The organism is Cupriavidus sp. GW821-FHT02F09 (assembly GCF_059421605.1).
Genome location: NZ_JBWKVH010000001.1, coordinates 1 through 24,497, shown reverse-complemented (window position 1 = coordinate 24,497; position 24,497 = coordinate 1). Strand labels below are relative to the sequence as shown.

At 67.0% G+C, this 24,497-nt stretch carries 20 protein-coding genes; 13 read left to right on the top strand and 7 right to left on the bottom strand.

What is annotated here, in order from left to right:
• Positions 1–28: 28 nt before the first annotated feature.
• From AC07XB_RS00100 to AC07XB_RS00090, 3 genes are read right to left on the bottom strand one after another with little or no spacing between them, the layout of a single operon-like run.
• Positions 29–1,363 (bottom strand): amidase, encoded by a 1,335-nt coding sequence (locus AC07XB_RS00100; protein ID WP_492370787.1) that lies wholly within the window; start codon positions 1,361–1,363, stop codon positions 29–31.
• Positions 1,360–2,037, bottom strand: coding sequence for a DUF2848 domain-containing protein (locus AC07XB_RS00095; protein WP_492807581.1), 678 nt, complete (start codon positions 2,035–2,037; stop codon positions 1,360–1,362). The genes AC07XB_RS00100 and AC07XB_RS00095 overlap by 4 nt, the downstream gene beginning before the upstream one ends.
• 38 nt (positions 2,038–2,075) lie before the next feature.
• Positions 2,076–2,774, bottom strand: coding sequence for a GntR family transcriptional regulator (locus AC07XB_RS00090; protein ID WP_150990592.1), 699 nt, complete (start codon positions 2,772–2,774; stop codon positions 2,076–2,078).
• Positions 2,775–3,172: 398 nt separating this feature from the next.
• On the opposite strand from AC07XB_RS00090, the gene AC07XB_RS00085 reads away from it, so the two are divergent.
• Entirely contained in the window at positions 3,173–4,012 is an 840-nt protein-coding gene (locus tag AC07XB_RS00085; protein WP_492370789.1) for an IclR family transcriptional regulator, read from the top strand.
• A gap of 22 nt (positions 4,013–4,034) precedes the next feature.
• Here AC07XB_RS00085 and AC07XB_RS00080 read toward each other — a convergent pair whose 3' ends face one another.
• Positions 4,035–5,282 carry a Zn-dependent hydrolase gene (locus tag AC07XB_RS00080; RefSeq protein ID WP_492370790.1) on the bottom strand — a complete coding sequence of 416 codons (1,248 nt, stop codon included), beginning with the start codon at positions 5,280–5,282 and terminating at the stop codon, positions 4,035–4,037.
• Positions 5,283–5,559: 277 nt separating this feature from the next.
• Between AC07XB_RS00080 and AC07XB_RS00075 the strand changes: the two genes are divergently transcribed.
• From AC07XB_RS00075 to AC07XB_RS00045, 7 genes are all read left to right on the top strand, one after another.
• Positions 5,560–7,137, top strand: coding sequence for an ABC transporter substrate-binding protein (locus tag AC07XB_RS00075; protein ID WP_492832824.1), 1,578 nt, complete (start codon positions 5,560–5,562; stop codon positions 7,135–7,137).
• A gap of 171 nt (positions 7,138–7,308) precedes the next feature.
• Positions 7,309–8,259 carry an ABC transporter permease gene (locus AC07XB_RS00070; protein WP_492370791.1) on the top strand — a complete coding sequence of 317 codons (951 nt, stop codon included), beginning with the start codon at positions 7,309–7,311 and terminating at the stop codon, positions 8,257–8,259.
• Between the two features lie 27 nt (positions 8,260–8,286).
• Positions 8,287–9,174, top strand: a complete 888-nt coding sequence (locus AC07XB_RS00065; RefSeq protein ID WP_150990600.1) for an ABC transporter permease — start codon at positions 8,287–8,289, stop codon at positions 9,172–9,174.
• 7 nt (positions 9,175–9,181) lie between these two features.
• Positions 9,182–10,264: an ABC transporter ATP-binding protein gene (locus AC07XB_RS00060; protein WP_492370810.1), complete on the top strand. Its 1,083-nt coding sequence runs from the start codon at positions 9,182–9,184 to the stop codon at positions 10,262–10,264.
• A 46-nt stretch (positions 10,265–10,310) separates the two neighbouring features.
• Positions 10,311–11,339 (top strand): ABC transporter ATP-binding protein, encoded by a 1,029-nt coding sequence (locus AC07XB_RS00055; RefSeq protein WP_492832819.1) that lies wholly within the window; start codon positions 10,311–10,313, stop codon positions 11,337–11,339.
• A gap of 123 nt (positions 11,340–11,462) precedes the next feature.
• Positions 11,463–12,653: an amidase gene (locus AC07XB_RS00050; protein ID WP_492832817.1), complete on the top strand. Its 1,191-nt coding sequence runs from the start codon at positions 11,463–11,465 to the stop codon at positions 12,651–12,653.
• A 32-nt stretch (positions 12,654–12,685) separates the two neighbouring features.
• Positions 12,686–13,096 (top strand): DUF3830 family protein, encoded by a 411-nt coding sequence (locus AC07XB_RS00045; protein WP_416048258.1) that lies wholly within the window; start codon positions 12,686–12,688, stop codon positions 13,094–13,096.
• Positions 13,097–13,148: 52 nt separating this feature from the next.
• On the opposite strand, the gene AC07XB_RS00040 is transcribed toward AC07XB_RS00045, so the two are convergent.
• Positions 13,149–16,262, bottom strand: a complete 3,114-nt coding sequence (locus tag AC07XB_RS00040; RefSeq protein ID WP_492370795.1) for an efflux RND transporter permease subunit — start codon at positions 16,260–16,262, stop codon at positions 13,149–13,151.
• Positions 16,263–16,271: 9 nt separating this feature from the next.
• Positions 16,272–17,468, bottom strand: coding sequence for an efflux RND transporter periplasmic adaptor subunit (locus AC07XB_RS00035; RefSeq protein WP_492832815.1), 1,197 nt, complete (start codon positions 17,466–17,468; stop codon positions 16,272–16,274).
• A 502-nt stretch (positions 17,469–17,970) separates the two neighbouring features.
• Here AC07XB_RS00035 and hpnD point away from each other — a divergent pair.
• From hpnD to AC07XB_RS00020, 3 genes are all read left to right on the top strand, one after another.
• The gene (gene hpnD, locus AC07XB_RS00030; protein ID WP_492370797.1) at positions 17,971–18,807 is read left to right on the top strand and encodes a presqualene diphosphate synthase HpnD; all 837 of its coding nucleotides are present in this window, start codon (positions 17,971–17,973) and stop codon (positions 18,805–18,807) included.
• 70 nt (positions 18,808–18,877) lie between these two features.
• Positions 18,878–20,152 carry a Zn-dependent hydrolase gene (locus AC07XB_RS00025; RefSeq protein ID WP_492370798.1) on the top strand — a complete coding sequence of 425 codons (1,275 nt, stop codon included), beginning with the start codon at positions 18,878–18,880 and terminating at the stop codon, positions 20,150–20,152.
• A gap of 93 nt (positions 20,153–20,245) precedes the next feature.
• Entirely contained in the window at positions 20,246–21,142 is an 897-nt protein-coding gene (locus tag AC07XB_RS00020) for an SMP-30/gluconolactonase/LRE family protein (protein ID WP_492807593.1), read from the top strand.
• A 101-nt stretch (positions 21,143–21,243) separates the two neighbouring features.
• On the opposite strand, the gene AC07XB_RS00015 is transcribed toward AC07XB_RS00020, so the two are convergent.
• On the bottom strand, positions 21,244–21,585 hold the full coding sequence (locus tag AC07XB_RS00015) for a KH domain-containing protein (RefSeq protein ID WP_492807594.1): 342 nt from the start codon (positions 21,583–21,585) through the stop codon (positions 21,244–21,246).
• A gap of 255 nt (positions 21,586–21,840) precedes the next feature.
• Here AC07XB_RS00015 and ompR point away from each other — a divergent pair, with 255 nt between their 5' ends.
• On the top strand, positions 21,841–22,563 hold the full coding sequence (gene ompR, locus AC07XB_RS00010) for an osmolarity response regulator transcription factor OmpR (RefSeq protein ID WP_006576352.1): 723 nt from the start codon (positions 21,841–21,843) through the stop codon (positions 22,561–22,563).
• A gap of 13 nt (positions 22,564–22,576) precedes the next feature.
• The gene (locus AC07XB_RS00005; protein WP_150990620.1) at positions 22,577–23,926 is read left to right on the top strand and encodes a sensor histidine kinase family protein; all 1,350 of its coding nucleotides are present in this window, start codon (positions 22,577–22,579) and stop codon (positions 23,924–23,926) included.
• Positions 23,927–24,497: the final 571 nt, after the last annotated feature.

Sequence of the window (24,497 nt, the reverse complement as noted above, 5' to 3'; positions counted from 1 at the left end):
CTCGGTCTTTTCTGCTGGCTACTACGTGTTACTGCAGCGCGGCTTCGATGGCGCCGGCCACCTGCAGCACGCGCGCGTCGCGCCCGTTCAGGCCGCCGACGCTCAGCCCCATGCCCTGCTCCGCCGCCGGCATCGGCAGCGATACGGCGCAGCCGTCGAGGAAGTTGAGCACGCTGGGGTTGCGCAGCACGAGGCCGTTGGTGGCGAAGAAGGCTTCGTCGCTTTGCAGGGCATCGAGCCGTGGCGGGCGCACGGCAACCGTGGGCATCAGCCAGGCGTCGGCTTCGCGCAGCAGGTCGGCGGCGCGCACCTGCATGGCGCGGCGCTCGGCCAGCAGTTCGATGTAGTCGGCGGCGCCGAGTTGCTCGCCGCGGCGGATGCGCATGGCAACGCGCTGGTCGTAGGCATCGCCGCGTTCGGCCAGCAACTGCTTGTGCCAGTGCCAGGCTTCGGCTGCCGTGAGGCCGCCGGCGGCGTTGATCTGCGGCAGCCGCTTGAGCTCGGGGAATTCGAACGGGATGATCTGCGCACCGAGCCGGGAGAGCGTGGCGAGCGTGGCGTCGAAGGCCTGGGCGACTTCGGCGTCGAGGCCGTCGCACACGAAATCGCGGGTCACCAGCAGACGCAGCCCGCCCAGCGGCGCGGGGCGGCTGTCCAGCGTTTCGCCGCTGACGATGGCGTCGAACGCGGCGCAGCAGGCAACCGAGCGCGCCAGCGGGCCGGCGGAGTCGAGCGAGGTCGACAGTGGCACGGCGCCGGCCAGCGGCACGCGGCTTGCGGTGGGCTTGAAGCCGGTCAGGCCGCAGAACGCGCTGGGGATGCGGATGGAGCCGCCGGTGTCGGTGCCGAGCGCCGCAACGGCCATATCGAGCGCCACGCTGAGCGCGCCACCGGACGTGGAGCCACCCGCGATGCGTGCTTCGTCGAAGGGCGTGCGGGGCGTGCCATAGTGCGGGTTCAGGCCGAGGCCGGAGAACGCGAACTCGCTCATGTTGGTGCGCCCGATCAGCACGGCGCCGGCGGCGCGCAGGCGCGCCACCACGGGCGCGTCGGCGCCGGCGGGCTCGCGCGTGAGCGCCTTCGACCCGGCCCGGGTCACCTGCCCTTTTACGTCGAACAGGTCCTTGATGGAGACCGGCAGCCCCGCCAGCGGCGATGCCACCAGCCCTGCGGCCCGCGCCTGGTCGGCGGCGCGGGCAGCGGCCAGCGCGCCGGCGCCGTCGACTTCCAGGAAGGCGGTGCCGCCAGTGTTACGGTGGCCGTCGATGCGAGCCAGTGCTTGCTCGGTCAGCGCAACGCTGGTGGTGCGCCCGGCGGCCAGGTCGGCGGCGAGCGCGGCGATGGTTGGCAGCGTGGTGCTCATGGTGCGACCGCCAGGCATGCCACGCGATAAGCATGGCGCAGCGTGCGCTTGCGCACCGGATCGTGGAGCTCGACTTCAAAGGCTTCGCCGCTGCCCAGTTCGCCAATCACGGCTTGCGTGCCGCAGAACATGGCGGTGCCCACCGGCAGCTTGTCTTCGCCGGTGAGGCGCTGGATCAGGTCGCGCGGGTCCAGCAGGCGCGTGACCAGCCCTTCCTGATAGAGCTCGCGCAGGCCGTTGCGGGTGCGCCAGCAGCGCATCTGCAACTGGTCCCAGTGCGCGGCCACGTCGTCAAAGCGCCAGACTTCGCTGCCCAGGGGCTTGGCGCACATCTGCTTGGAGACGGTGACGTCATAGGCTTCGACCTTGCGGTCGGTGTGGTCGGAGCCCACGCCGATGTACATCGCGTCCTTGGCCGCCAGCAGCACGAACTCGATTTCGCCGGAGGAGTCTTCGCGCGGCACCTCGAGCAGCGCGTCGGTGGTCAGCAGCGAGGCGGCCAGCGGGTAGAAACACGGCACGGTGGTCGGCGGCTTGACGCCGATCTCTTCGAGCTCGCGGATGTGGTGGTTGACGGCGTCGGCGTCGCGGCCGGTCCAGCCGGCGATGATGAGGCGCTGGATATCGAGGACGAGTTCACCCTCGCCGGCTACGTGGAATTGAAGTGTCGGCATTGCTCACTACCTGTTGCGGATGTTGCGGAGAAAAACGGTCAGATGGTCCGGATGATGTTCTTCCGGAATTCGTCAATGTGTTCGCGGATGGCCTCGCGCACCGCCGGCACGTCGCGCCGCTCCAGGGCATCGATGATCACCCTGTGCTCCTGGTAGACGTTCTCCAGGTGCTGCGGGTCGGACAGCGAGAGGAACCAGAAGCGCGCCTGCTTCTCGTGCAGGCCGCGCAGCAGGTCGGCCAGCACGCGATTGCGCGAGGCGGCCGACATGGCGGTATGGAATTTGAGGTCGAGCGCGGCCAGGCCGGTGATGTCGCGCCGCGCGATCAGGTCGGGCGAGCGGTCGACGATCTCGCGCATGGCCTTGAGATCGCTCTCGTGGGCGCGCTCGCAGGCCAGCGTGGCGCACAGCACTTCGTTGGTGGCGCGCACTTCGATCATGTCGAGCACTTCGTTGAGCGACAGCGGCGAGACCAGCACGCCCTTGCGCGGCAGGATCGACACCAGCCCTTCCACTTCCAGCCGGTGCAGCGCCTGGTGCACGGGGGTGCGGCCAATGCCGAGCAAGGCCGCGACCTGGGCTTCGTTGAGCGGCTCGCCAGGACGGAATTCGCAGGAAATGATGCGCCGCTTGATCTCGGCATAGGCCTGCTCGCGCAGCGCGGCGCCGGTGGCGGCGCGCGAGGCTGGCTCAGGGGTGTGATCGGCGCCGCCGACCAGCCGGATCGGGTTCGACATGGTAATTCCCGCAATGTTGAAGTTGTTGTGATACTAGTCTGATATTTCACTGATCGTCAACAAATCAGGAATGCGGGTAAACACTGAAAGAGAACGACTCGGCTGCATTTCACTGTCGCGCATGCGCCGCATGTCTCACCCACCCACAAACAGGCAAGCTCCCTGGAAGCCTTATAAAACAAGGCACTCGACCGAAGTGAGAGAACTCGCGCTCCCAAATCGGAGGGCCGGCGCATCGCCGCTATTCCCAAAGAAAGACGACCTGAATATCATGGACGGAAACCATATAAATCGATAATCGATTCGGTCGTATATTGGTGCAATATGCATTCATCGTGGTGCAGGTCTTCCCAGCGATGGTGCCCGTCACCGATACGAGGACTCGGCGGAACGCGAACATGAACCGGCAAGACCATCAGGAAAACGGCGGCGAAGCGCCGGCCAGCGGCACGGAAAGCGACGAAAAAAAAGCTCGTCCAGACCCGCTTTTCAATCAATCGTTGGAGAAGGGGCTGGAAGTGCTGCGGGCTTTCAGCGCAGTCCATCGCACCCTCACGCTGGCCGAACTGGCCAGCCTGACCAGCATGACCAAAAGCTCCGCGCAACGCACCGTGCATACGCTGGAAACGCTGGGCTATGTGGCCAAGCACCCGCAGACGCGGCGCTTCCGGCTGACGCCCAAGGTGATGGAGATCGGCTACAACTACCTGTCCGCCGACGCGCTGATCCAGGCCGCCAGCCCTTACCTGTCGCAGCTCGCCAATGCCAGCGGCGAGACCGCCAACCTGACCGAGCCGGTGGGGCTGGAAATGGTCTACGTGGCGCAGTTGATGACGTCGAAGTACATCCCGGTGCTGACGCCCGTTGGCATGCGCATCCCGATGTACTGCACCAGCAGCGGCCGCGCGTACCTGAGCACATTGCCCGACGATCAGGTGATGGCCATGCTCGAGGACTCGGCCCGGGTGGCGCGCACGCCGGCCACGCTGACCGATGTGGCGGCGATCTTCGAGACGGTGGTGGCTTGCCGGAAGGTGGGCTACGCCTGCAACAACGAGGAGTTGTTCCTGGGCGATATGGGCGTGGGCGCGGCCATCGTCAACAGCCAGGGGCAGGCGGTGGGCGCGGTGCATGTGTCGCCACCGGCCAGCCGCTGGAGCATGGCCGAGGCGCAGAAAAAGCTGGCGCCGATGGTGATCGAATGCGCCTGGGCGATCTCGCGTTCGATCGCCCATTGAGAAGCTAGGGCGCTAAGTCGCCTTAGCGCGCGTGCTCCAGCATCGCTTGCAGCAGCACATTGGCGCCGGCCTCGATATGCTCGGGCAGCGCGTCTTCCAGCTCGTTGTGGCTGATGCCGTCCTTGCACGGCACGAAGATCATGCCGGTGGGCGCGCGCTGCGCCACGTACACGGCGTCGTGCCCGGCGCCGCTGACCACGTCCATGTGCGGCAGCCCCAGCGCGGCCGCGGCGCGGCGTACGCTGTCCACGCATGCCGGCGCGAACACGCAGGGCTCGAACTTCACCACCTGGCTGATCGACACGTCCACCGCGCCACGCTGCGCAATCTGCGCGAACGACGCGCGCATGGCGGCGTCCATGCGGTCCAGCCCGGCCTGCGAGAGATTGCGCAGGTCCACGGAAAAGTCCACGCGGCCCGGAATCACGTTGCGTGAGTTGGGCGTGACCTGCACGTAGCCTACCGTGCCGCGCCCGTGCGGGGCCTCATCCACGGCGATGCGATTGACTTCATCGATCATGCGGGCGGCCGCCAGCATGGCGTCGTGGCGCAGCGCCAGCGGCGTGGGGCCGGCGTGGGCGTCCATGCCGGTCACGGTCACGTCGTACCATTGCTGGCCGAGCGCGCCGGAAACCACGCCGATCGGCAGCCCGGCGGCTTCCAGCACCGGCCCCTGCTCGATATGCGCCTCGAAATAGGCCGCGAACATGCCGCCCGGCACTTCGCCCACGGGCTGCTCGCCGCGGTAGCCGATCTGCTCCAGCGCCTCGCCCACGCTAATGCCGTCAAGGTCGCGCTGGGCGCGGATGAACGCCGCCTCGAACACGCCGGCGAAGGCACCCGAGCCCATCATCACGGGCGTAAAGCGGGTGCCCTCCTCGTTGGTCCAGAACGCTAGCTCCAGCGGCGCGCGGGTGACGATGCCCAGGTCGTTGAGCGTGCGCATCACCTCAAGGCCAGCCAGCACGCCGAAATTGCCGTCGAACTTGCCGCCCGAGGGCTGGGTGTCGATGTGGCTGCCGGTGGCCACCGCGGCCGCATGGGGATCGCTCCCGGCACGGCGCGCGAACACGTTGCCTACCTCGTCGGTGCGCACATCGAGCCCGGCCGCGCGGCACCAGCCGACCACCAGGTCGCGGCCCTGGCGGTCCAGCTCGGTCAGCGCGATGCGGCACACGCCGCCCTTGGGCGTGGCGCCGATCTGCGCGAGGTCCATCAACGATTGCCACAGGCGTGCTGCGTTGATGCGGGGAGGGTGTTGCTGATCCATGTTGGGAAGCCGGTTGGTTGGGAGTCAGACGGGGAAGTCAGCAAAAAACAGGCCATGGCCGGAACGCCAGCGGGACAAGGCTGGGGCACTGGCAGTGGCATAGGCACTGGCATATGACTTGCTTAACTGGTCCCGTCTCCCCTTCCCCCACCCAGGAGCTTTGCCCGTGACCGTTTTCTCTTCCGACTCCGCAAGAAGCGTAAAACCCGGCCTGAAGTCCATCGCCGCCGCTGCCGCGATCACCGCCGTCTCGATCCTCGCCTTGCCGGGCACCGCGATGGCCGAGAAGGTACTGCGCATCGGCATGACCGCCGCCGACATCCCGCGCACGCTGGGCCAGCCCGACCAGGGTTTCGAAGGCAACCGCTTCACCGGCATCCCGATGTACGACGGGCTGACCCAGTGGGACCTGTCCAAGGCCAACGGCCCCAGCCTGCTGATTGCCGACCTGGCCACGGAATGGAAGGTCGATGCCAAGGACAAGACCAAGTGGATTTTCAAGCTGCGCCCCGGCGTGAAATTCCACGACGGCTCGCCGTTCAACGCCGACGCCGTGGTGTGGAACGTGGGCAAGGTGCTCGACAAGACCGCCAAGCAGTTCGATCCCAGCCAGGTTGGCGTGACCGCCTCGCGCATGCCGACGCTGCGCTCGGCCAGGAAGATCGACGACCTCACGGTGGAGCTGGCTACGTCGGAGCCAGACTCCTTCCTGCCCTATAACCTGAGCAACCTGTTCATGGCCTCGCCCACGCAGTGGGACAAGAAGCTGGCTGCCGTGCCGGCCTCGGTGACCGATCCGGCCGAGCGCTCCAAGCAAGCCTGGGTGGCCTTTGCCGCCGATGCTTCCGGCACCGGCCCCTTCAAGATGAGCCGCTTCGTGCCGCGCGAGCGTCTGGAGATGGTGAAGAACGCGCAGTACTGGGACGCGAAGCGCCTGCCCAAGATCGACAAGGTGGTGATGCAGCCGATGCCCGAGGCCAACGCCCGCACCGCCGCGCTGCTGTCGGGCCAGGTCGACTGGATCGAGGCGCCGGCACCGGATGCCGTGGCGCAGATCAAGAGCCGTGGCTTTGAGGTCTACGCCAATGCCCAGCCGCATATGTGGCCGTGGCAGCTGTCGTTCGCGCCCGGATCTCCCTGGCTCGACAAGCGCGTGCGCCAGGCGGCCAACCTGTGCGTGAACCGCGAGGGCCTGAAGACCTTGCTGGGCGGCTACATGGCCGAATCCAAGGGCATCGTCGAAAAGGGCAACCCGTGGTGGGGCAACCCCGCGTTCGATATCAAGTACGACGCCAACGCCGCGCGCAAGCTGATGCAGGAGGCCGGCTACTCGGCCGCCAAGCCGATGAAGGTAAAGGTGCAGGTGTCGGCCTCGGGCTCCGGCCAGATGCAGCCGCTGCCGATGAACGAGTACGTGCAGCAGAACCTGAAGGCGTGCTTCATCGACGTCGACTTTGACGTGGTCGAGTGGAACACGCTGTTTACCAACTGGCGCATCGGCGCCAAGGACCCGAGCGCGCATGGCGCCAACGCCATCAACGTGAGCTTCGCGGCGATGGACCCGTTCTTCGCCATGGTCCGTTTTGTCAGCACCAAGACGCAGCCGCCGGTCTCGAACAACTGGGGCTACTTCGGCAACGCGGAGTTCGACAAGCTGATCGAGACGGCGCGCACGTCGTTCGACGAGAAGGCGCGCGACACGGCGCTGGCCAAGCTGCATGCCCGCATCGTGGAAGAAGCGCCTTTCGTGCTGATCGCGCATGACGTAGGCCCGCGCGCGATCTCCAGGAAGGTCAAGGGCGTGGTGCAGCCGCAGAGCTGGTTTATCGACATCGCCACCATGTCGATGGACTGAGCCGTGCTGCACGCCGAGCACCAAGCCGTGCACTAAGCGAACTGCGCGCGTGGCCGGTCCCGGGCCGGCCACGCGCAGCGCAATCCAGAAGATGCCCGGCCGGCATGCATCGGCCGGGCTCCCCCGAGAAACCACGGCAGGCAACGCTCGCCTTCCTTCCCGGCCACGAACATGCTCTACCTGCTCCGCCGCATCGTCTACGCGATCCCCATCCTGCTCGGGGTCGCCCTGCTCTGCTTCTCGCTGGTCCATATCGCGCCAGGCGACCCGCTGGTGTCGGTGCTGCCGCCCGACGCCTCCGAGGACCTGCGCCGCCAGCTTACCGCGCTCTACGGCTTCGATAAGCCCTTCCTCGAGCAATTCCTGCACTGGCTCACCCGCGCGCTGCACGGCGACCTGGGCACCTCCATCGCCACCAACCGCCCGGTGATGAGCGAGGTGCTGACGGCGGTGATCAACTCGGTCCGGCTGGCCGCGGTGGCTACGCTGATCGGCTTTACCTTCGGCTGCCTGTTCGGCTTCGTGGCGGGCTACTTCCGCGATTCCGCGGCGGACCGCACGGCCTCCTTCCTGTCGGTCTTCGGCGTGAGCATGCCGCACTACTGGCTGGGCATGGTGCTGGTGATCGTGTTCTCCGTGTTCCTCGGCTGGCTGCCCGCCACCGGCGCCGGCCCTGGTGGCTCCAGCGACTGGGCATGGAACTGGGAGCATATCCAGTACATGGTGCTGCCGGCGGTGACGATGTCGGTGATCCCGATGGGCATCGTGGCGCGCACCATCCGCGCGCTCGTGGCTGAAATCCTCTCGAACGAATTCATCGTCGGCCTCAAGGCACGCGGCTTGTCGGAGGTGGCGGTGTTCCGCCATGTGCTGAAGAACGTGGCGCCCACCGCGCTGTCGGTGATGGGCCTGCAGCTCGGCTACCTGCTGGGCGGCTCGATCCTGATCGAGACGGTGTTCTCCTGGCCTGGCACGGGCTTCTTGCTCAACTCGGCGATCTTCCAGCGCGATTTTCCGCTGCTGCAGGGGACCATCCTTGTGCTCGCCGTGTTCTTCGTGTTGCTGAACCTGCTGGTCGATGCGCTGCAGACCTTGTTCGACCCGCGCATCCAGCGCAACTGACGCCATCAAGGAAACCCGGGAGCCCCCATGGAAATGACTCTGAAAAAGCCCGCCCTTGTGCCCGTCGTGCAGCGCTCGCCCGGCTACTGGGCCACGGTGGGCAAACGCCTGCTGCGCAACAAGCTGGCCATGCTGGCCGCGCTGATCCTGCTGGCGCTGGTGCTGATGGCGATCTTCGCGCCCGTGCTGATGCCGGCCGATCCGTACGCCGCCTCGATCATGAAGCGCCTCAAGCCGATCGGCACTGAGCACTACCTGCTTGGCACCGACGAGCTGGGGCGCGACTTGCTGTCCCGCCTGATGCTGGGCGCGCGGCTGTCGCTGTTCATGGGCATCACGCCGGTGCTGATCGCCTTTGTGATCGGCAGCGCGCTGGGCATCGTCGCGGGCTATGCCGGCGGCTGGACCAATACCGTGATCATGCGGCTGGTCGACATCCTGTACGCCTTCCCCTCGGTGCTGCTGGCCATCGCGCTGTCGGGCACGCTGGGCGCAGGCGTGGGCAATGCGCTGTTGTCGCTCACCATCGTGTTCGTGCCGCAGATCGTGCGCGTGGCGGAGAGCGTGACCACGCAAGTGCGCAATCGCGAGTTCGTCGATGCGGCGCGCGCCTCGGGCGCGTCGTCGCTGACCATCGTGCGTGCCCACGTGCTCAACAATGTGCTGGGGCCGATCTTTGTCTACGCCACCAGCCTGATCTCGGTGTCGATGATCCTGGCCTCTGGCCTGTCCTTCCTCGGCCTCGGCGTCAAGCCGCCCGAGCCGGAATGGGGCCTGATGCTCAACACGCTGCGCACAGCGATCTATACGCAGCCGCTGGTTGCCGCCCTGCCCGGCGCCATGATCTTCCTGACCTCGATCTCCTTCAACCTGCTCGCCGATGGCATTCGCTCGGCGATGGAAATCAAGGACTGATGCCATGATGGAAACCTTGCAAGACACGATACCCGATGCATTGGCCAACACCGACGTCGGCGGCCCCGCGCAACCGCTGGTGATCGCGCGCGACCTGATCAAGCACTTCCCGCTCAAGTCGAAGCTACCCTGGCGCAGCGGTGGCGAAGTCCGCGCCGTCGACGGCGTCAGCTTCGAAGTGAGAAAGGGCGAAACGCTGGGCGTGGTCGGCGAATCCGGCTGCGGCAAGTCCACCACCGCGCGGCTGCTGATGCAGTTGATCGAGCAAAACAGCGGCGAGCTGATTTTCGATGCGCTGGGCGTGGGATCGGCGCAGTTGCCGATGAAGCGCTACCGCAGCCAGGTGCAGATGGTGTTCCAGGACAGCTACTCCTCGCTCAATCCGCGCCTGACCATCGAGGAATCCATCGCCTTTACGGCGCGCGTGCACGGCATCGACGCGGCCGAAGCCAGCGCGCGCGCGCGTGCCCTGCTGGATCGCGTGGGCCTGGAGCCGGCGCGCTTTGCCGGGCGCTATCCACACGAGCTCTCCGGCGGACAGCGCCAGCGGGTGAATATCGCGCGGGCGCTGGTGCTGCGCCCGCGCCTGGTGATCCTCGATGAAGCCGTGTCGGCGCTGGACAAATCGGTGGAGGCGCAGGTGCTGAACCTGCTGCTCGACCTCAAGGCCGAGTTCGACCTTACCTACGTCTTCATCAGCCACGACCTGAACGTGATCCGCTACCTATGCGACCGCGTGATGGTGATGTACCTGGGCAAGGTCGTGGAGGTGGGCGACACCGAAACGCTCTACGCCAACCCCGCGCACCCCTACACGCGTGCGCTGCTGGCCTCGATGCCGGCGATGGACCCGGATCACCGCACCCAGGTTGCGCCGCTGGCGGGAGACCCACCCAACCCGATCAACCCGCCATCCGGCTGCAGCTTCCATCCGCGCTGCGCCATGGCACAGGACGTTTGCTCGCGCCGCGCGCCGCAGTTGTCCGACGCGCTCGCGGGACATCCGGTGGCCTGCCTGATGGCGAACGCGGACGGCGGCCACAGCCGGCAGATGCCCGCGGCCGCCAGCCCGCTCGTTGCAGCACCCTGAGGGCCAAATCGTGAATGCACCCGTGACCGTACCCGCGAACGTACCCATGACCGCACCCAACCACAGCCCCGAACCCCATGCAGCCGCCCCCATGGTGTCGGTGCGCGACCTGCGCGTGACCTTCTCCGGCGGCGGCAAGACCATTCGCGCCGTCAGCGGCGTGTCGCTTGCGGTGGCGCCTGGCGAGACGCTCGCCCTGATCGGCGAATCCGGCTCCGGCAAAAGCGTGACGCTGCGCGCGCTGATGCGCCTGCACCCGCCGCGCCGCACCCGCATGGAAGGCGAGATCCGCATCGATGGCACCGACGTCACCGCCCTCGATGGCCGTGGCCTCGCCCGGCTGCGCGGCGGCAAGGTAGCGATGGTGTTCCAGGAGCCGCTGCTGGCGCTGGACCCGGTCTACACGATCGGCCAACAGATCATCGAGTGCATCCGCACCCACGCCCGTGTGTCCGCGGCCGAAGCGCGCCAGCGTGCGCTGCGCGCGCTGCAGTCCGTGCGCATTCCCAGCCCGGAGCGGCGCCTGGCGGCTTATCCGCATGAGATGTCCGGCGGCATGCGCCAGCGCGCCATGATCGCGCTGGCGCTGTCGGCCAACCCCAAGGTCCTGCTGGCCGACGAGCCAACCACCGCGCTGGACGCCACCGTGCAGATCCAGGTGCTGATCCTGCTGCGCGAGCTGCAACGCGAGCTTGGCCTGTCGATCGTGTTCGTCACCCATGACATCGGCGCGGCTGTGGAAATCGCCGACCGCGTCGCCGTGATGTACGGCGGGCGCATCGTCGAGGAAGGCCCGATCCGCACCATCCTGCGCGCCGCGCGCCATCCCTATACGATGGCGCTGCTGCAAAGCCGCCAGCACGGCATGGACCGCGGCCAGCGGCTGCAGACCATCGCCGGCTCGCCGCCCGATCTGTCGGCCCTGCCGCCGGGCTGCAGCTTTGCCCCACGCTGCCCGCACGCGCGCGCGCAATGCCTGGAGGCGGTGCCGCGGGCGACCGCGCTGGGTGGCGGGCATAGCGTGAGCTGCGTGCTGGCCAGTGAGCCTGTCGCCCGTGCCGAGGCCCTGGCGTAAGCTCTGTCAACCCGCCGCAACGGTACGGCATGCCGGCGCATGCCGTGTATGCCGTGCGTTCCGTGCCAATATCGCCTTTACTGATTGCTACCCTAGCCCTCACTTTCACCGCTACCCGCATCCATGACCCTGGCCAGCCATCCCTCTCACGCCTTCCTCCCCTACCCCGACGCACCCGTGGCCAATGCGGCCAGCGGTCCCCTCGCCGGCCTGACCTTCGCCGCAAAGGACCTGTTCGACGTAGCCGGCTACCCAACTGGCGGCGGCAATCCCCATGTGCTGGCCATGTCGGGCATCAAGTCCACCACCGCGCCCACCGTGCAGCGGCTGCTGGATGCCGGCGCGGCCTTCGTCGGCAAGACCCATACGGATGAGCTGGCGTTCTCGATGAACGGCAAGAATGCCCACTATGGCGCGCCGGTGAACGGCGCGGCGCCGGGGCGCATCACGGGCGGCTCGTCCTCCGGCTCGGCCTCGGCGGTGTCCAACAAGCTCTGCGACTTTGCGCTCGGCACCGACACCGGCGGCTCGGTGCGCGCGCCGGCCAGCCACTGCGGGCTGTTCGGCATCCGCCCCACCTTTGGCCGGGTCTCGCTGGCGCAAACCCTGGCGCTGTGCGACAGCTTTGATACCTGCGGCTTCTTCGCGCGCGACATCGGCACCTTCGCCCGCGTGGCCGACGTGCTGCTTGGCAGCGACCCCCGGCCCCTGCCCGCCGGCCCGCGCCTGCTGCTGGCCGAAGACCTGTTCCGCATGCCCACCGCCCCCGCGCTGGACGCGCTGCTGCCGGTGGTCGGCGGCATCGAGGCCGCCTTCGGCAAGGCCACACCCGTCACGGTGGCGGACCGCCCGCTGGAAGACATCTGGTGGGCCTTCCGCTATGTGCAGGGCTGGGAAGCCTGGCAGACCGACGGCGCCATGATCGAGCAATACGGCCTGCAACTCGGACCCGACGTGGCCGCGCGCTTTGCATTCTCCAAGGGCGTCACCGAAGCCCGCCTCGAAGCCTCCAGCGCGATTCGCCGCGCCTTTACCGCGCATCTGGCGGCGCTGCTTGGCAACGACGCCGTCCTGATCCTGCCGACCATGCCCGACATCGCCCCGCTGTCCGACGCTGCCGGCGAGGAACTTGAGACCTACCGCAACCTGTCGGCGCAAACGCTGTGCCTGGCGCCGCTGTCCGGCTTCCCGCAGTTGAGCCTGCCACTGGCCGGCCGCGCGGGCGCACCGCTAGGCATCTCGCTGATGGGCCCGGCCGGCAGCGACCGCAGCCTGATTGCATTTGCCGAAAAGCTGGTCGCCGCGCTAAGCTGAACGATCACCCCGATTTCCCCAGGAGAGCCTGAATGGCCCAGATCCGCATTACCGCCGGCGGCTACCAGTTCGTCGCCGAAACCCATCCCGACGCCCCCCTCACCGTGGCGGCCTTCACCAAGCTGCTGCCCTACCGCCAAAAGCTGATCCATGTGCGCTGGAGCGGCGAAGGCTGCTGGATCCCGCTGGGCGAGTTCAAGCTGGGCGTGGATTTCGAGAACCACACCAGCCACCCCTCGGTCGGCGACATCCTGTTCTACCCCGGCGGCTACAGCGAGACCGAGATCATCCTGGCGTATGGCAGCTGCTGCTTTGCCAGCAAGATGGGCCAGCTGGCGGGCAACCATTTCCTGACGATCGTGCAAGGCAAGGAGAACCTGCGCGCGCTGGGCACCAAGGTGCTGTGGGAAGGCGCCCAGGACGTCAGCTTCGAGTTGATGTGAGATAGGGAGCGCGCTTGGCAGTTCTGCCGCCAGAGCACGCCCGGGCGCGCGCTCAGCGTGCCAGTACCGCCCCGCCCGGCTCCGGCGCCTTGACCCGGAACCAGGCCGCATACAGCGCCGGCAGGAACAGCAGCGTCAACGCCGTCGCAATCACCAGCCCGCCCATGATGGCGACCGCCATCGGCCCCCAGAACACGGAGCGCGACAGCGGGATCATGGCCAGCACGGCCGCTGCCGCGGTCAGGATGATAGGGCGGCAGCGCCGCACGGCGGATTCGACGATGGCATCCCACACCGGCTCGCCGGCACGGATGTCCTGCTCGATCTGGTCGACCAGGATCACCGAGTTGCGGATGATCATGCCGAGCAGCGCGGTGATGCCAAGCTGCGCGACAAAGCCCATCGGTGCGTTGAGCAGCAGCAGCGTGGCGGCGGCGCCGATCAGGCCAAGCGGCCCGGTCAGGAACACCATCAGCGAGCGCGAGAAGCTGTGCAGCTGCAGCATCAGCAGCGTGAAGATCAGGAAGATGCACAGCGGCAGCTGCGCGGCGATCGACGCGCCGGCCTTGCCGCTTTCTTCTTCCGCCCCGGCCACCGTAATGCGGTAGCCCGCCGGCAGCTGCGCGCGCAGCTTGTCCAGCTTGGGATTGATCTGCGCCGTCACGGTGGGGCCCTGGATGCCTTCGACCACGTCGGCCTGCACGGTCACGCCAAAGTCGCGGTTCTCGCGCCAGATCACGCCCGGCTCGGAACGAAAAGCGATGCGCGCGACCTGGGTCAGCGGCACCACGCGGCCGCTGGCGGTGGGCACTTGCACGTTCTGCAGGTCGGACATGGCGTCGCGCTCGTTGCGTGGCGCGCGCATCAGGATATCGATCAGCTTGTCGCCATCGCGGTATTGGCCCACCGCCACGCCGGTCAGCACCGTCTGGGTCACCCGCGCAATCGCGGTGGTGCTGACGCCGAGCGCGCGCGCGCGGTCCTGGTCGATGTCCAGGCGCAGCACCTTGACGCTCTCGTTCCAGTTGTCGTTGACCCCCACGGTGTTGGGGTTGGCGCTCATCACCGCCCTGACCTCGTCAGCCAGCTTGCGCACGCCAGCGGCCTGCGGCCCGATCACGCGGAACTGCACCGGATAGGGCACGGGCGGGCCATTCGGCAGCAGCTTGACGCGGCCGCGCAATTGCGGGAAATCGCGCGCCAGCAGGTCCACCACGCGTTGGCGCACCCGGTCGCGCAGCGCGACTTCGGCCGGCATCACGATCACCTGCGCCACATTGGTCTGCGGGAAGATCTGGTCCAGCGGCAGGTAGAAGCGCGGCGCGCCGCTGCCGACGAAGGTGGTCAGGCTGGCAATCTCGCGGTCCCCGCGCAGCGCGGCCTCGAAGCGCCTGGCCTCGGCCTCGGTCTGCGCAAAGCTGGTGCCCTCCGGCAGCCACAGCTCCACCATCAGCTCCGGCCGGCTCGAGTCCGGGAAGAACTGCTTCTCCACAAACTTGAAGGCGTAGAGGCCGAGGCCAAAGGCCACCAGCGTGATGACGATCACCGTCTTGCGCCACGTCACGCACCAGTGCACCAGGCGGCGAAATCGGTTGTAGAACGGCGTATCGAACACCTCGTGCTGCTCGCCCTCGCCGGCGGGGCGTGCCTTGAGCAGCAGGTAGCCCAGGTAGGGCGTGAAGTAGACCGCGGCCAGCCACGACAGCACCAGCGCCATCGCGGTCACGGCGAAAATGGCGAAGGTGTACTCGCCCACGGTGGAGCGCGCCAGCCCCACCGGCAGGAAGCCGGCGGCGGTGATCAGCGTGCCGGTCAGCATCGGCATGGCGGTGGAGGTGTAGGCGAAGGTGGCGGCTTCCATCTTGGAGAAGCCCTCCTCCAGCTTGCGCACCATCATCTCCACGGCGATGATGGCGTCGTCGACCAGCAGCCCCAGCGCCACGATCAGCGCCCCGAGCGATATCTTGTGCAGGCCGATGCCGAAGATATTCATGAACAGGAACGTGACGGCGAGCACCAGCGGAATGGTCAGCGCCACCACTAGGCCCGGGCGCACGTCGATGCGCAGCGGCTTGGTATGCAGCCCGAGCGAGACAAAGCTCACGCCTAGCACGATCACCACGGCCTCGATCAGCACGTGCACGAACTCGCCCACCGACCGCTCCACGGCCTCCGGCTGGTTTTGCACCTGATCCAGCTCGATGCCGACGGGCAGTTGCCCGCGCAAGCCGTCCATCGCAGCACGCAGGTTCTTGCCCATGGCGATGATGTCGCCGCCGCGCTCCATCGAGATGCCCAGCCCGATCACCTCCTTGCCCTGGAAGCGCATCTTGCTGGCAGGCGGATCGACATAGCCGCGGTACACATGGGCGATATCGCCCAGGCGGATATTGGCGATGCCGTTCGGGCCGCGCAGCACCAGGTTTTCCAGGTCGGCCACGTTGGCGAACTGGCCCGACAAGCGCACCTGCAGGTTGTCACCCGGCGTCACCAGCACGCCGCTGGCGGTCATGCTGTTTTGCTGCGATATCTGGTCGGCGATCGCGTTGATGTCCAGCCCGAGCTGGGCAAAGCGCGCCTGGTTGAATTCGATGTAGACCTTCTCGTCCTGCAACCCGATCAGCGACACCTTGGCCACGGACGGCACACGCAGCAGCTGCTGGCGCACCAGGTCCGCGTACTCGCGCAGCTCCTTGTAGTTGAAGCCGTCGGCCGAGAGCGCGTAGATGGAGCCATACACATCGCCAAACTCGTCATTGAAGAACGGCCCGCGCACGCCCGGCGGCAGCGTCTGCGCGATGTCGCCGACCTTCTTGCGCACGGTGTACCAGATCTGCGCGGTGTCCTTGGCCGGCGCGGTGTCCTTGAGCTGGAAGATCACCGTGGTCTCGCCGGGCTTGGAGAAGCTGCGGATCTTGTCGGCGTAGGGCACTTCCTGCAGCTGGCGCTCGATCTTGTCGGTGACCTGCACCGCGATCTGCTCGGCGGTGGCGCCGGGCCAGAATGCCTGCACCACCATCACACGGAAGGTAAAGGGCGGGTCTTCGTCCTGACCGAGCTGGAAGAAGGCAAAAAGCCCGCCCAGCAACAGCACCACCAGCAGGTAACGGGTCAGCGGCTGGTGCTCCAGGGCCCAGCGGGACAGGTTGAAACGGGAATGATCCATGCCGGCGCCTTAGTTGCGCACGGCCGGCGTGGGCGCCACCGCCTGCAGCGGCTTGACCTTCTGCCCGGGCTTGAGCAGGTGCACGCCCGCGGTGACGATGGTCTGGCCGGGCGACAACCCTTGCCTGACCTGGATCTCGTTACCCTGGAGCTCGCCCAGCGTGACGTTGACCGGCTGCACGGTGCCGGCTGCCGCGTCATACACCCAGACCTGGTTGCTGCCCTGCTTTTGCAGCAGCGCGGAGAGCGGCACACGCAGCGTGGCATCGTCGCCGGTACGGGTGAAGGTGACCACGGCGGTCATGCCGAACTTGAAGTCGGCCGGTGGATTGGGCACGCTGATGCGCGCCGCGTAAGTGCGCGTTACCGGGTCGGCCATTGGCGAAATCTCGCGCACGCGGCCCGGCAGCGGCCGGCCGGGCTCGGCCCAGGTGCGCACGGTGACGTCGGAGATGCCGCGCAGGCGCTCGACCTGATCCTCCGGCAGGCCAACCGCGACCTCCTTCTCCGCGGTTTGCGCCACCCGCACGACCGACTGGCCGGCCGCCACGACCTGGCCGACTTCGGCTTCGATCAGGGTCACCACGCCATCGGCGTCGGCGGTCAGCACGCCGTAGCCGGTCTGGTTGGATTGGTTGCGCAGCCCCGCCTCGGCCTGGCGCAGGCGGGAGGCGGCGGAGTCAAAGGTGGCCTGGCGGCGTTGCTGCTCGGCCGCGCTGATGAACTTCTTGGCGAACAGCTCGTTGTAGCGCTTCAGATCGGCCTCGGCGAGGTCTCGGTCGGTCTTGGCCGCGTCGTACTGGGCCCGCGAACCGGCTTCCGCCAGGCCGAGGTCGGTGGGGTCGAGGCGGGCAAGCGGCTGGCCCTTGCGCACGGTGGCGCCCACGTCGACCAGGCGCGCGGCGATCTTGCCGCCCACGCGAAAGCCTAGCCGCGACTCGATCCGGGGCCGCACATCGCCCGAGAACTCGAGCTCCGTCTTGCCTGCCCCCGGTTGCACCTGCATCAGGCGCACCGGGCGGATCTCTGGCGCCTTTTCTGCCTGACGGCTGCAACCCGCCAGCGCCACCCCGGCGAGCAGCAGCAGGGTCACCAACGCGCCGCGACCGCGCATGCGCAAGCCGGCCGCGAACGCGTTCGCGCTGAAAAGCGTTGAAAAAGGCACTTCGATGGCCACAACTTCCGGCCCGGGATGAGGCACTGGCATGAGTTAAGCGTTAGATCGGTGGCACGGTTTGCACTGCGGCAGGCACGGCGCGGCGTGGCGGCGATTAATAACTCGCCGGTCAGTAATGTAACGGCGTGAAGCCGAAAGCGTCAAATGGCGCGCGGAGGGGGATACCGGAAACGCACTTTTCAAACAAGCCGCCCACCCTGGGTCCCAAGTCGGACGCAGGAATCGCGCCGGGCGCGGCCAAATGCCGCAGCGCTGGATATCCGCGCAGGCCGAAGTGCACGGCGGCGCTCTCGCCCGCGGCCGTTGCGGCCGGGAGCGCGATGTTACAATCCCGCGCGTCGCCCGCGCTGCCTTGCCACCCGCCGTGGAATGGCTTGACGACTGGAAATCGCGGCTCTTGGCGCAGGCCCCCCTGGCCAGCGCATCGCGCCATCTCGCCACACCGGCCACCGCGCGCCGGCCAGGTTGCCGCGGCGACAGCGCAGGCATAAAGCCCCCCATAGCCCCCCCATTTCACCGACCCGAGCCTGGCGTGACGCCCGATCAGTATTGCCAAGAGAAAGCCGCGCAGAGCGGCTCCAGCTTCTATTACAGCTTCCTGTTCCTGGCGCCCGAGCGGCGGCAGGCCATTACCGCCCTCTATGCCTGGTGCCGGGAGGTCGACGATGTCGTGGACGACACGCAAGACGCCAGCGTGGCCTATCAAAAGCTGGCCTGGTGGCGCAACGAGCTCGCCCAGATGTTCAACGGCGCGCCGACCCATCCCGTGACCAAGGCGCTGCAGCCGCACATGCAAGCCTATGGGCTGACCCAGCCGATGTTCAACGAAGTGCTCGAAGGCATGGAAATGGACCTCAACCAGTCGCGCTACCTGGATGACATCGCGCTCACGCGCTATTGCCATTGCGTGGCCGGCGTGGTCGGCACCATGAGCGCCCGCATCCTCGGCCACACGGATCCGCGCACGCTCGAGTACGCCGAAAAGATGGGCTTGTCGCTGCAAATGGTCAATATCCTGCGCGATGTGGGCGAGGATGCCCGGCGCGGCAGGATCTACCTGCCGGTCAACACGCTGCAGCGCTTCCAGGTGCCGGTCTCCGAGATCAATCAGGCCACGCACTCCGATCGCTTCGTCACGCTGATGCGCTACCAGGCCGAGCAGGCCCGCACGCTGTACCGCGAGGCGCTGGCGCTGCTGCCCGCTGCCGATCGGCGCGCCCAGCGCGCCGGACTGGTCATGGGCGCGATCTACCAGACGCTGCTAGACGAGCTGGAGGCGAGTGAGTTCCAGGTACTGAACCAGCGCATCTCGCTCACGCCCATGCGCAAGCTGTGGATCGCGTGGAAAACGTGGATGCGCAACCGCTGAACGCCACGTCCTGCCTTTTGCACCGCTACCTGCCTTCACGGCCTTCACTGCCTGAGCCACCCGAGCTGCCATGACCCAAATCGCCTCCCCCCTCCTCCCGTTAGGCCAGACCATTCTCGACCAGGCCGCGGCGCTGGCCCGCTTTTCGGATATGGAAGGCGGCCTGACCTGCGCCTACCTGACCCCGGCCCACCGCGCCGCGCAAGCCCAGTTGGCGGCGTGGATGGAGGCGGCGGGCATGCAAGTCCGCATCGACGCCATCGGCAACGTGATCGGCCGCTACGCCGCCGATCCTGCCGCGGGCGACGGCGCGCGCGTGCTGATGACCGGCTCGCACTTCGACACCGTGCGCAACGGCGGGCGCTATGACGGCCGGCTTGGCATCCTGCTGCCCGTGGCGGTGGTTGGGGCGCTCAACGCGGCCGGCATCCGCCTGCCCTATCACTTCGAGGTCGTGGGCTTTGCCGAGGAAGAAGGCCTGCGCTTCAAGACCAGCTTCCTGGCCAGCAGCGTGCTGGCCGGCCGCTTCGACCCGGCCCTGCTGGATCGTGCGGACACCGACGGCGTGACGCTGCGCGAAGCCCTGGCCGCCTCTGGCCTGCCGGGCGCGGGCGGCGTCGATGCACTGCGCGCCGCGGCGGTGGACCCCGCCACCCTGCATGGCTTTGTCGAAGTCCATATCGAGCAAGGCCCGGTCCTGCTGCACCACGGCCTGCCGCTCGGCGTGGTCACCCAGATTGCCGGCAGCAGCCGCTTCCAGGTGCGCGTCGAGGGCCTGGCCAGCCACGCTGGCACCACGCCCATGACCCTGCGCAAGGACGCCGCCGCGGCGGCGGCCGAGATGGTGCTGCTGGTGGAGCGGCGCTGCGGGCAGGTGCCTACGCTGGTTGGCACGGTGGGCCAGTTGCAGGTACCCAACGGGTCGAGCAACGTCATCCCCGCCGAATGCGTGTTCTCGATGGACATCCGTGCCGGCGAAGACAGCATCCGCGAAGCCGCCATTGCCGACATCGTGACCGGCATCCAGGCCATCGCCGAGCGTCGCGGCCTCAGCGCCGGCGTGGAACGGGTGACGCCGGTCAACAACGCGCCCTGCGCGCGCTGGCTGATGGACCAGTTCGGCGCGGTGCTCAAGAAGCGCGGGCTGGACGCGTTCGAGCTGCCCTCGGGCGCCGGCCACGACGCCATGATGATGCAGCGCATGACCGACGTGGCGATGCTGTTCGTGCGCTGCGGCAACGGCGGCATCAGCCACAACCCGCTGGAAACCATCACGGCCGACGACGCCCAGCTCGCGGCCGAGGTCTTCGTCGACTTCCTGCGGCATTTCCAGCCCCGCGCCTGACCCCCACCGCGGCGCGCTTGCGGTCCCGGCACAAATCGTATTGGATGTAGGCACACCAATCACAAGATCGAAAGATCACAACGGAGACACTGCATGGCGCACCGCGAACTATCGGTCCTGACCGAGGGGCACACCTTTCTGGAAGGACTGCGCTGGCACGACGGCCGGCTCTGGCTGTCGGATTTCTATACCCATCGCGTGATGGCGGTGAGCCTGGATGGCGCCGTCGAACAGATCGCCGAAGTGCCGCAGCAGCCATCCGGCATGGGATGGCTGCCGGACGGGCGCCTGCTGATCGTCTCCATGCGCGACCGCAAGCTGCTGCGCCGCGAGCCGGACGGCAGCCTCGTGGTACATGCCGACCTGTCCGGCGTGGCTAGCGGGCACGTCAACGACATGGTGGTGGACCAGCACGGCCGCGCCTATGTGGGCAATTTCGGTTTCGACCTGATGGCCGGCGCCCCGCTGCGCACCGCGAACCTGGCGCGGGTCGACCCGGACGGCTCGGTGACCGTGGTGGCCGATGGCCTGTTCTTCCCCAACGGCTCGGTCATCACGCCGGACGGCAAGTCCCTGGTGGTGGGCGAGACCCTGGGCAATCGCATCTCGGCCTTCGATCTGCACGTGGATGGCTCGCTGGGCCCGCGCCGTGACTGGGCCCTCTTCGGCAGCCAGCCCACTGGATCGGATCTCGGCCAGGTGCTGGGCGGCGCGAAGGTGGCGCCGGACGGGTGCGCCCAAGATGCGCAAGGTGCGCTCTGGGTGGCTGACGCCATCGGCAATCGCGTATTGCGGGTAATGCCGGGCGGGCGCATCGATGAGGAGATTGCCTGCGGGACGGGCATCTTCGCCGCCGCGCTGGGTGGCCCGCGCGGCACCACGTTGTTCCTGGCCGCCGCGCCGAACTTCGACGAGGCGCAGCGGCGCGCTTCGCGCCTGGGCCATATCCTGATGACGGAAGTCGAAGTGCCGCACGCCGGCCTGCCATGAGGCTATGCGGCTGTGAGGCTATGGGGCTGAAGTAGGACGGACGCCGATACGCGCTTGCCGCGCATCGTGTCAAGCTGCACGCATGTGTGCGTGCCTGGCCCCTAGCCGCCCTGGTACATTTCCCGCCCGAGCTCGTACAGGTTCTGGCGCAGCTTGCGCCGCTCGTCTGGCGAGAGCTTGTCGTTCGGGAATGCGTGGGGCAGGCGCTCGTTCATGTCGCGCTCGGCGCGGTACTTTCCGGCGCGCGCTCGCGCCTCGTCCTTGCTGTAGTGCTCGCGCTCGTTGCGCGGGGCGGCCTCGCGAGCTGCTGGCTTGCCAGCGCCCGGAAACAAATGCGCCATGCCGGGCGATTGCGGGTATCCCGCACTAGCGGCAAGCAACAGCGCAACAGTCGCGCCGGCGCGGGAAAGGGTATGCCCGGCGCGCTTGCAGGTGACTTTCATTGATAATGGCGGTTTGGGCTTCGGAAACGGTGGTTACAGGACCGCCGGAAGCCGGACATCCAGTAGCCCCGCCTCGCCACGTCATGGCAGTGAACTACACGGCGGACGCCCACGAAATCCCCGCGGGACTGGCTACGGAAACGGTATGCGGCAGTTTAAACGCAGGGTGGATGCGCGCCTTCATACCTCGGGGTAAAGTATGTAACCTTTTGTTAAGCCATTTTGACCGAAAGCGTTTGTCGCTAAGATACCGCCATGGAAAATACCAGTCACAAGATTCTCGTCGTAGACGACGACCCCCGTCTGCGCGACCTGCTGCGCCGCTACCTTGGCGAACAGGGCTTCACCGTACTGGTAGCTGAGAACGCCACCGCGATGAACAAGCTCTGGTTGCGCGAGCGTTTCGACCTGCTAGTGCTCGACCTGATGATGCCCGGTGAAGACGGCCTGTCGATCTGCCGGCGCCTGCGCGGCGCCAACGACCAGACGCCCATCATCATGCTCACCGCCAAGGGCGAGGACGTCGACCGCATCGTCGGCCTCGAAATGGGCGCCGACGACTACCTGCCGAAGCCCTTCAACCCGCGCGAACTGATCGCGCGGATCCACGCCGTGCTGCGCCGCAAGGGCCCCGCCGAAGTCCCCGGCGCGCCCTCCGAAACCCCGGAAACCTTCGCCTTCGGCGATTTCGTGCTGAATCTCGCTACACGCACGCTGACCAAAAATGATGAGGAGATCACCCTGACCACCGGCGAATTCTCGGTGCTCAAGGTCTTCGCCCGGCATCCGCGCCAGCCGCTGTCGCGCGAGAAGCTCATGGAAATGGCGCGCGGCCGCGAGTACGAGGTATTCGACCGCAGCCTGGACGTGCAGATCTCACGCCTGCGCAAGCTGATCGAGCCTGATCCGGGCAACCCACGTTTCATTCAGACGGTCTGGGGTCTGGGCTACGTCTTCATCCCCGATGGCGTGAAGTAAGGCGCCGCGCATCGTGGCGACTGTCATCAGCCGCACGGCTACGCGCCTGTTCGGTTCGCTGTTCTGGCGAACCTTCATGCTGATCGCCCTATTGCTGGCGATCTCGCTGGGTATCTGGTTCCAGAGCTATCGGCTCTTCGAACGCGCACCGCGCGCCCAGCAGATCGCCATGCAAGTGGTCAGCGTGGTCAAGCTCACGCGCGCCGCCCTGCTCTATTCCGATCCCGCGCGGCGGCGTTTCCTGCTGCTCGACCTGGTGCAAAACGAGGGCATCAAGGTCTACCCGCGCGAGAAAGACGACGATTTCTCCGTGCCCACCACGAACCCCTTCCTGACCCAGCTGGTGCAGCAGGAGATTCGCAGCCGGCTCGGCGAAGGGACCGTGATCGCCACCACCGTGAACGACATTCCCGGCGTATGGGTGAGTTTCGAGATCGAGGGCGACGATTACTGGGTAGCGATCAGCCCCGAACGGTTCGAGCGCGTGCCCGGCATCCAGTGGCTCTGGTGGAGCATCGCCGCGCTATTGCTGTCGATCATCGGCGCAGCCTTTATCACGTCGCTGGTCAACCACCCGCTCAAGCGGCTGGCCAACGCGGCACGCGCCATCGGCGGCGGCGGCGACCCGCCCACCCTGCCTGAGCACGGCGCCAGCGAAGTGGCGCAGGCCAACCACAGCTTCAACCAGATGGTGCGCGACCTGCGCCAGCTCGACGACGACCGCGTCGTCATGCTGGCCGGCATCTCGCACGACCTGCGCACGCCGCTGACGCGCCTGCGGCTGGAAACCGAGATGTCCCCCGTGGATAACACCACGCGCGAAGCCATGATCGCCGACATCGAACAGATGGACGCCATCATCGGCCAGTTCCTCAACTACGCCCGCCCCGCGCTGGAAACGGTCGAACCCGTCGACCTGTCCGCACTTGTGCAAGACGCCGTCGGCGTCTATGGCGCGCACGACGACGTACGCGTCCATGTCCGCGCCGGCGACCCCGTAATGGCCGTCGCCAACCGCATGGAAGTCCAGCGGATCCTGGACAACCTGGTCGAAAACGCCCGCCGCTACGCCAAGGACGAAGACAACGGCGTAGCCGTGGTCGAGATCAGCACCCGCATCGAAGACAAGGAAGCCGTGCTGACCGTGGCCGACCATGGCAGCGGCGTGCCGGAAGCGCAATTGCCCTTGCTGACCCGGCCCTTCTACCGGCTCGATGGCGCACGCAGCGAAGCCAAGGGCGCCGGGCTGGGGATGTCGATCGTTAATCGGATCTTGCAGCGAAATGGCGGTAGGTTGATGTTGGCGAATCGGCCGCCGCCGGCGACGGGGTTGGTGGTTAGTGCGTTTTTCAGGCGGGCGTAGGTTGATATGCTGGCTGCAACTGCAAAATCAGCTTTAACTGCTTAACTTCAAGGTCAAAAACTGAAAGGCAACTGCAGTTTCACCTCCCCTGCGGGGAGGCGACCTACTTTCTTGTCTCGCCAAGAAAGTAGGCAAAGAAGCGACCCGGATGGGGCGAAAGACTTCCTCGTCGTCGGGCGAAAAGAGCGGCCGGAGGCCAAACTCGCATCGCCTTAAGGCGATACTCAAACATGGCCTCCTCGTTTCCGCTCTTTTCGCCCGACGACGAGGCGCCCCATAACGGGAGATGAAAGGCAGACGGCTCGCTTCGCATCGCGGGGAGGTGATTTCCGCCTGGGGGCGGAAATCACGGCTACACCGCATGGTGATTTGACGACATCGCGCTCGCGCTGGTTCGGCCGTGTTTCCCGCCTGGCGGCGGGAAACACCCACACGCGACGCGCAGCGAGCCGTGAAGGTGTGCCAAGGCCGTATGGGGCGCCTCGGGATTTCACGAAAAGAGCGGAGAAGAGGGACCCATGTCTGAGTATCGCCTTAAGGCGATGCGAGTTTGGGTCCCGGCCGCTCTTTT

What these genes read in the sequence shown, in the direction of transcription:
- AC07XB_RS00060 (WP_492370810.1), top strand. Translation starts at nt 9,182, where the DNA reads ATGGAAACCTTGCAAGACACGATACCCGATGCATTGGCCAACACCGAC.
- AC07XB_RS00050 (WP_492832817.1), top strand. Translation starts at nt 11,463, where the DNA reads ATGACCCTGGCCAGCCATCCCTCTCACGCCTTCCTCCCCTACCCCGAC.
- AC07XB_RS00095 (WP_492807581.1), bottom strand. Translation starts at nt 2,037, where the DNA reads ATGCCGACACTTCAATTCCACGTAGCCGGCGAGGGTGAACTCGTCCTC.
- AC07XB_RS00025 (WP_492370798.1), top strand. Translation starts at nt 18,878, where the DNA reads ATGACCCAAATCGCCTCCCCCCTCCTCCCGTTAGGCCAGACCATTCTC.
- AC07XB_RS00040 (WP_492370795.1), bottom strand. Translation starts at nt 16,262, where the DNA reads ATGGATCATTCCCGTTTCAACCTGTCCCGCTGGGCCCTGGAGCACCAG.
- AC07XB_RS00100 (WP_492370787.1), bottom strand. Translation starts at nt 1,363, where the DNA reads ATGAGCACCACGCTGCCAACCATCGCCGCGCTCGCCGCCGACCTGGCC.
- AC07XB_RS00055 (WP_492832819.1), top strand. Translation starts at nt 10,311, where the DNA reads ATGACCGCACCCAACCACAGCCCCGAACCCCATGCAGCCGCCCCCATG.
- AC07XB_RS00020 (WP_492807593.1), top strand. Translation starts at nt 20,246, where the DNA reads ATGGCGCACCGCGAACTATCGGTCCTGACCGAGGGGCACACCTTTCTG.
- AC07XB_RS00090 (WP_150990592.1), bottom strand. Translation starts at nt 2,774, where the DNA reads ATGTCGAACCCGATCCGGCTGGTCGGCGGCGCCGATCACACCCCTGAG.
- AC07XB_RS00065 (WP_150990600.1), top strand. Translation starts at nt 8,287, where the DNA reads ATGGAAATGACTCTGAAAAAGCCCGCCCTTGTGCCCGTCGTGCAGCGC.
- ompR (WP_006576352.1), top strand. Translation starts at nt 21,841, where the DNA reads ATGGAAAATACCAGTCACAAGATTCTCGTCGTAGACGACGACCCCCGT.
- AC07XB_RS00075 (WP_492832824.1), top strand. Translation starts at nt 5,560, where the DNA reads ATGGCCGAGAAGGTACTGCGCATCGGCATGACCGCCGCCGACATCCCG.
- AC07XB_RS00045 (WP_416048258.1), top strand. Translation starts at nt 12,686, where the DNA reads ATGGCCCAGATCCGCATTACCGCCGGCGGCTACCAGTTCGTCGCCGAA.
- AC07XB_RS00080 (WP_492370790.1), bottom strand. Translation starts at nt 5,282, where the DNA reads ATGGATCAGCAACACCCTCCCCGCATCAACGCAGCACGCCTGTGGCAA.
- AC07XB_RS00035 (WP_492832815.1), bottom strand. Translation starts at nt 17,468, where the DNA reads ATGCCAGTGCCTCATCCCGGGCCGGAAGTTGTGGCCATCGAAGTGCCT.
- AC07XB_RS00085 (WP_492370789.1), top strand. Translation starts at nt 3,173, where the DNA reads ATGAACCGGCAAGACCATCAGGAAAACGGCGGCGAAGCGCCGGCCAGC.
- AC07XB_RS00015 (WP_492807594.1), bottom strand. Translation starts at nt 21,585, where the DNA reads ATGAAAGTCACCTGCAAGCGCGCCGGGCATACCCTTTCCCGCGCCGGC.
- AC07XB_RS00070 (WP_492370791.1), top strand. Translation starts at nt 7,309, where the DNA reads ATGCTCTACCTGCTCCGCCGCATCGTCTACGCGATCCCCATCCTGCTC.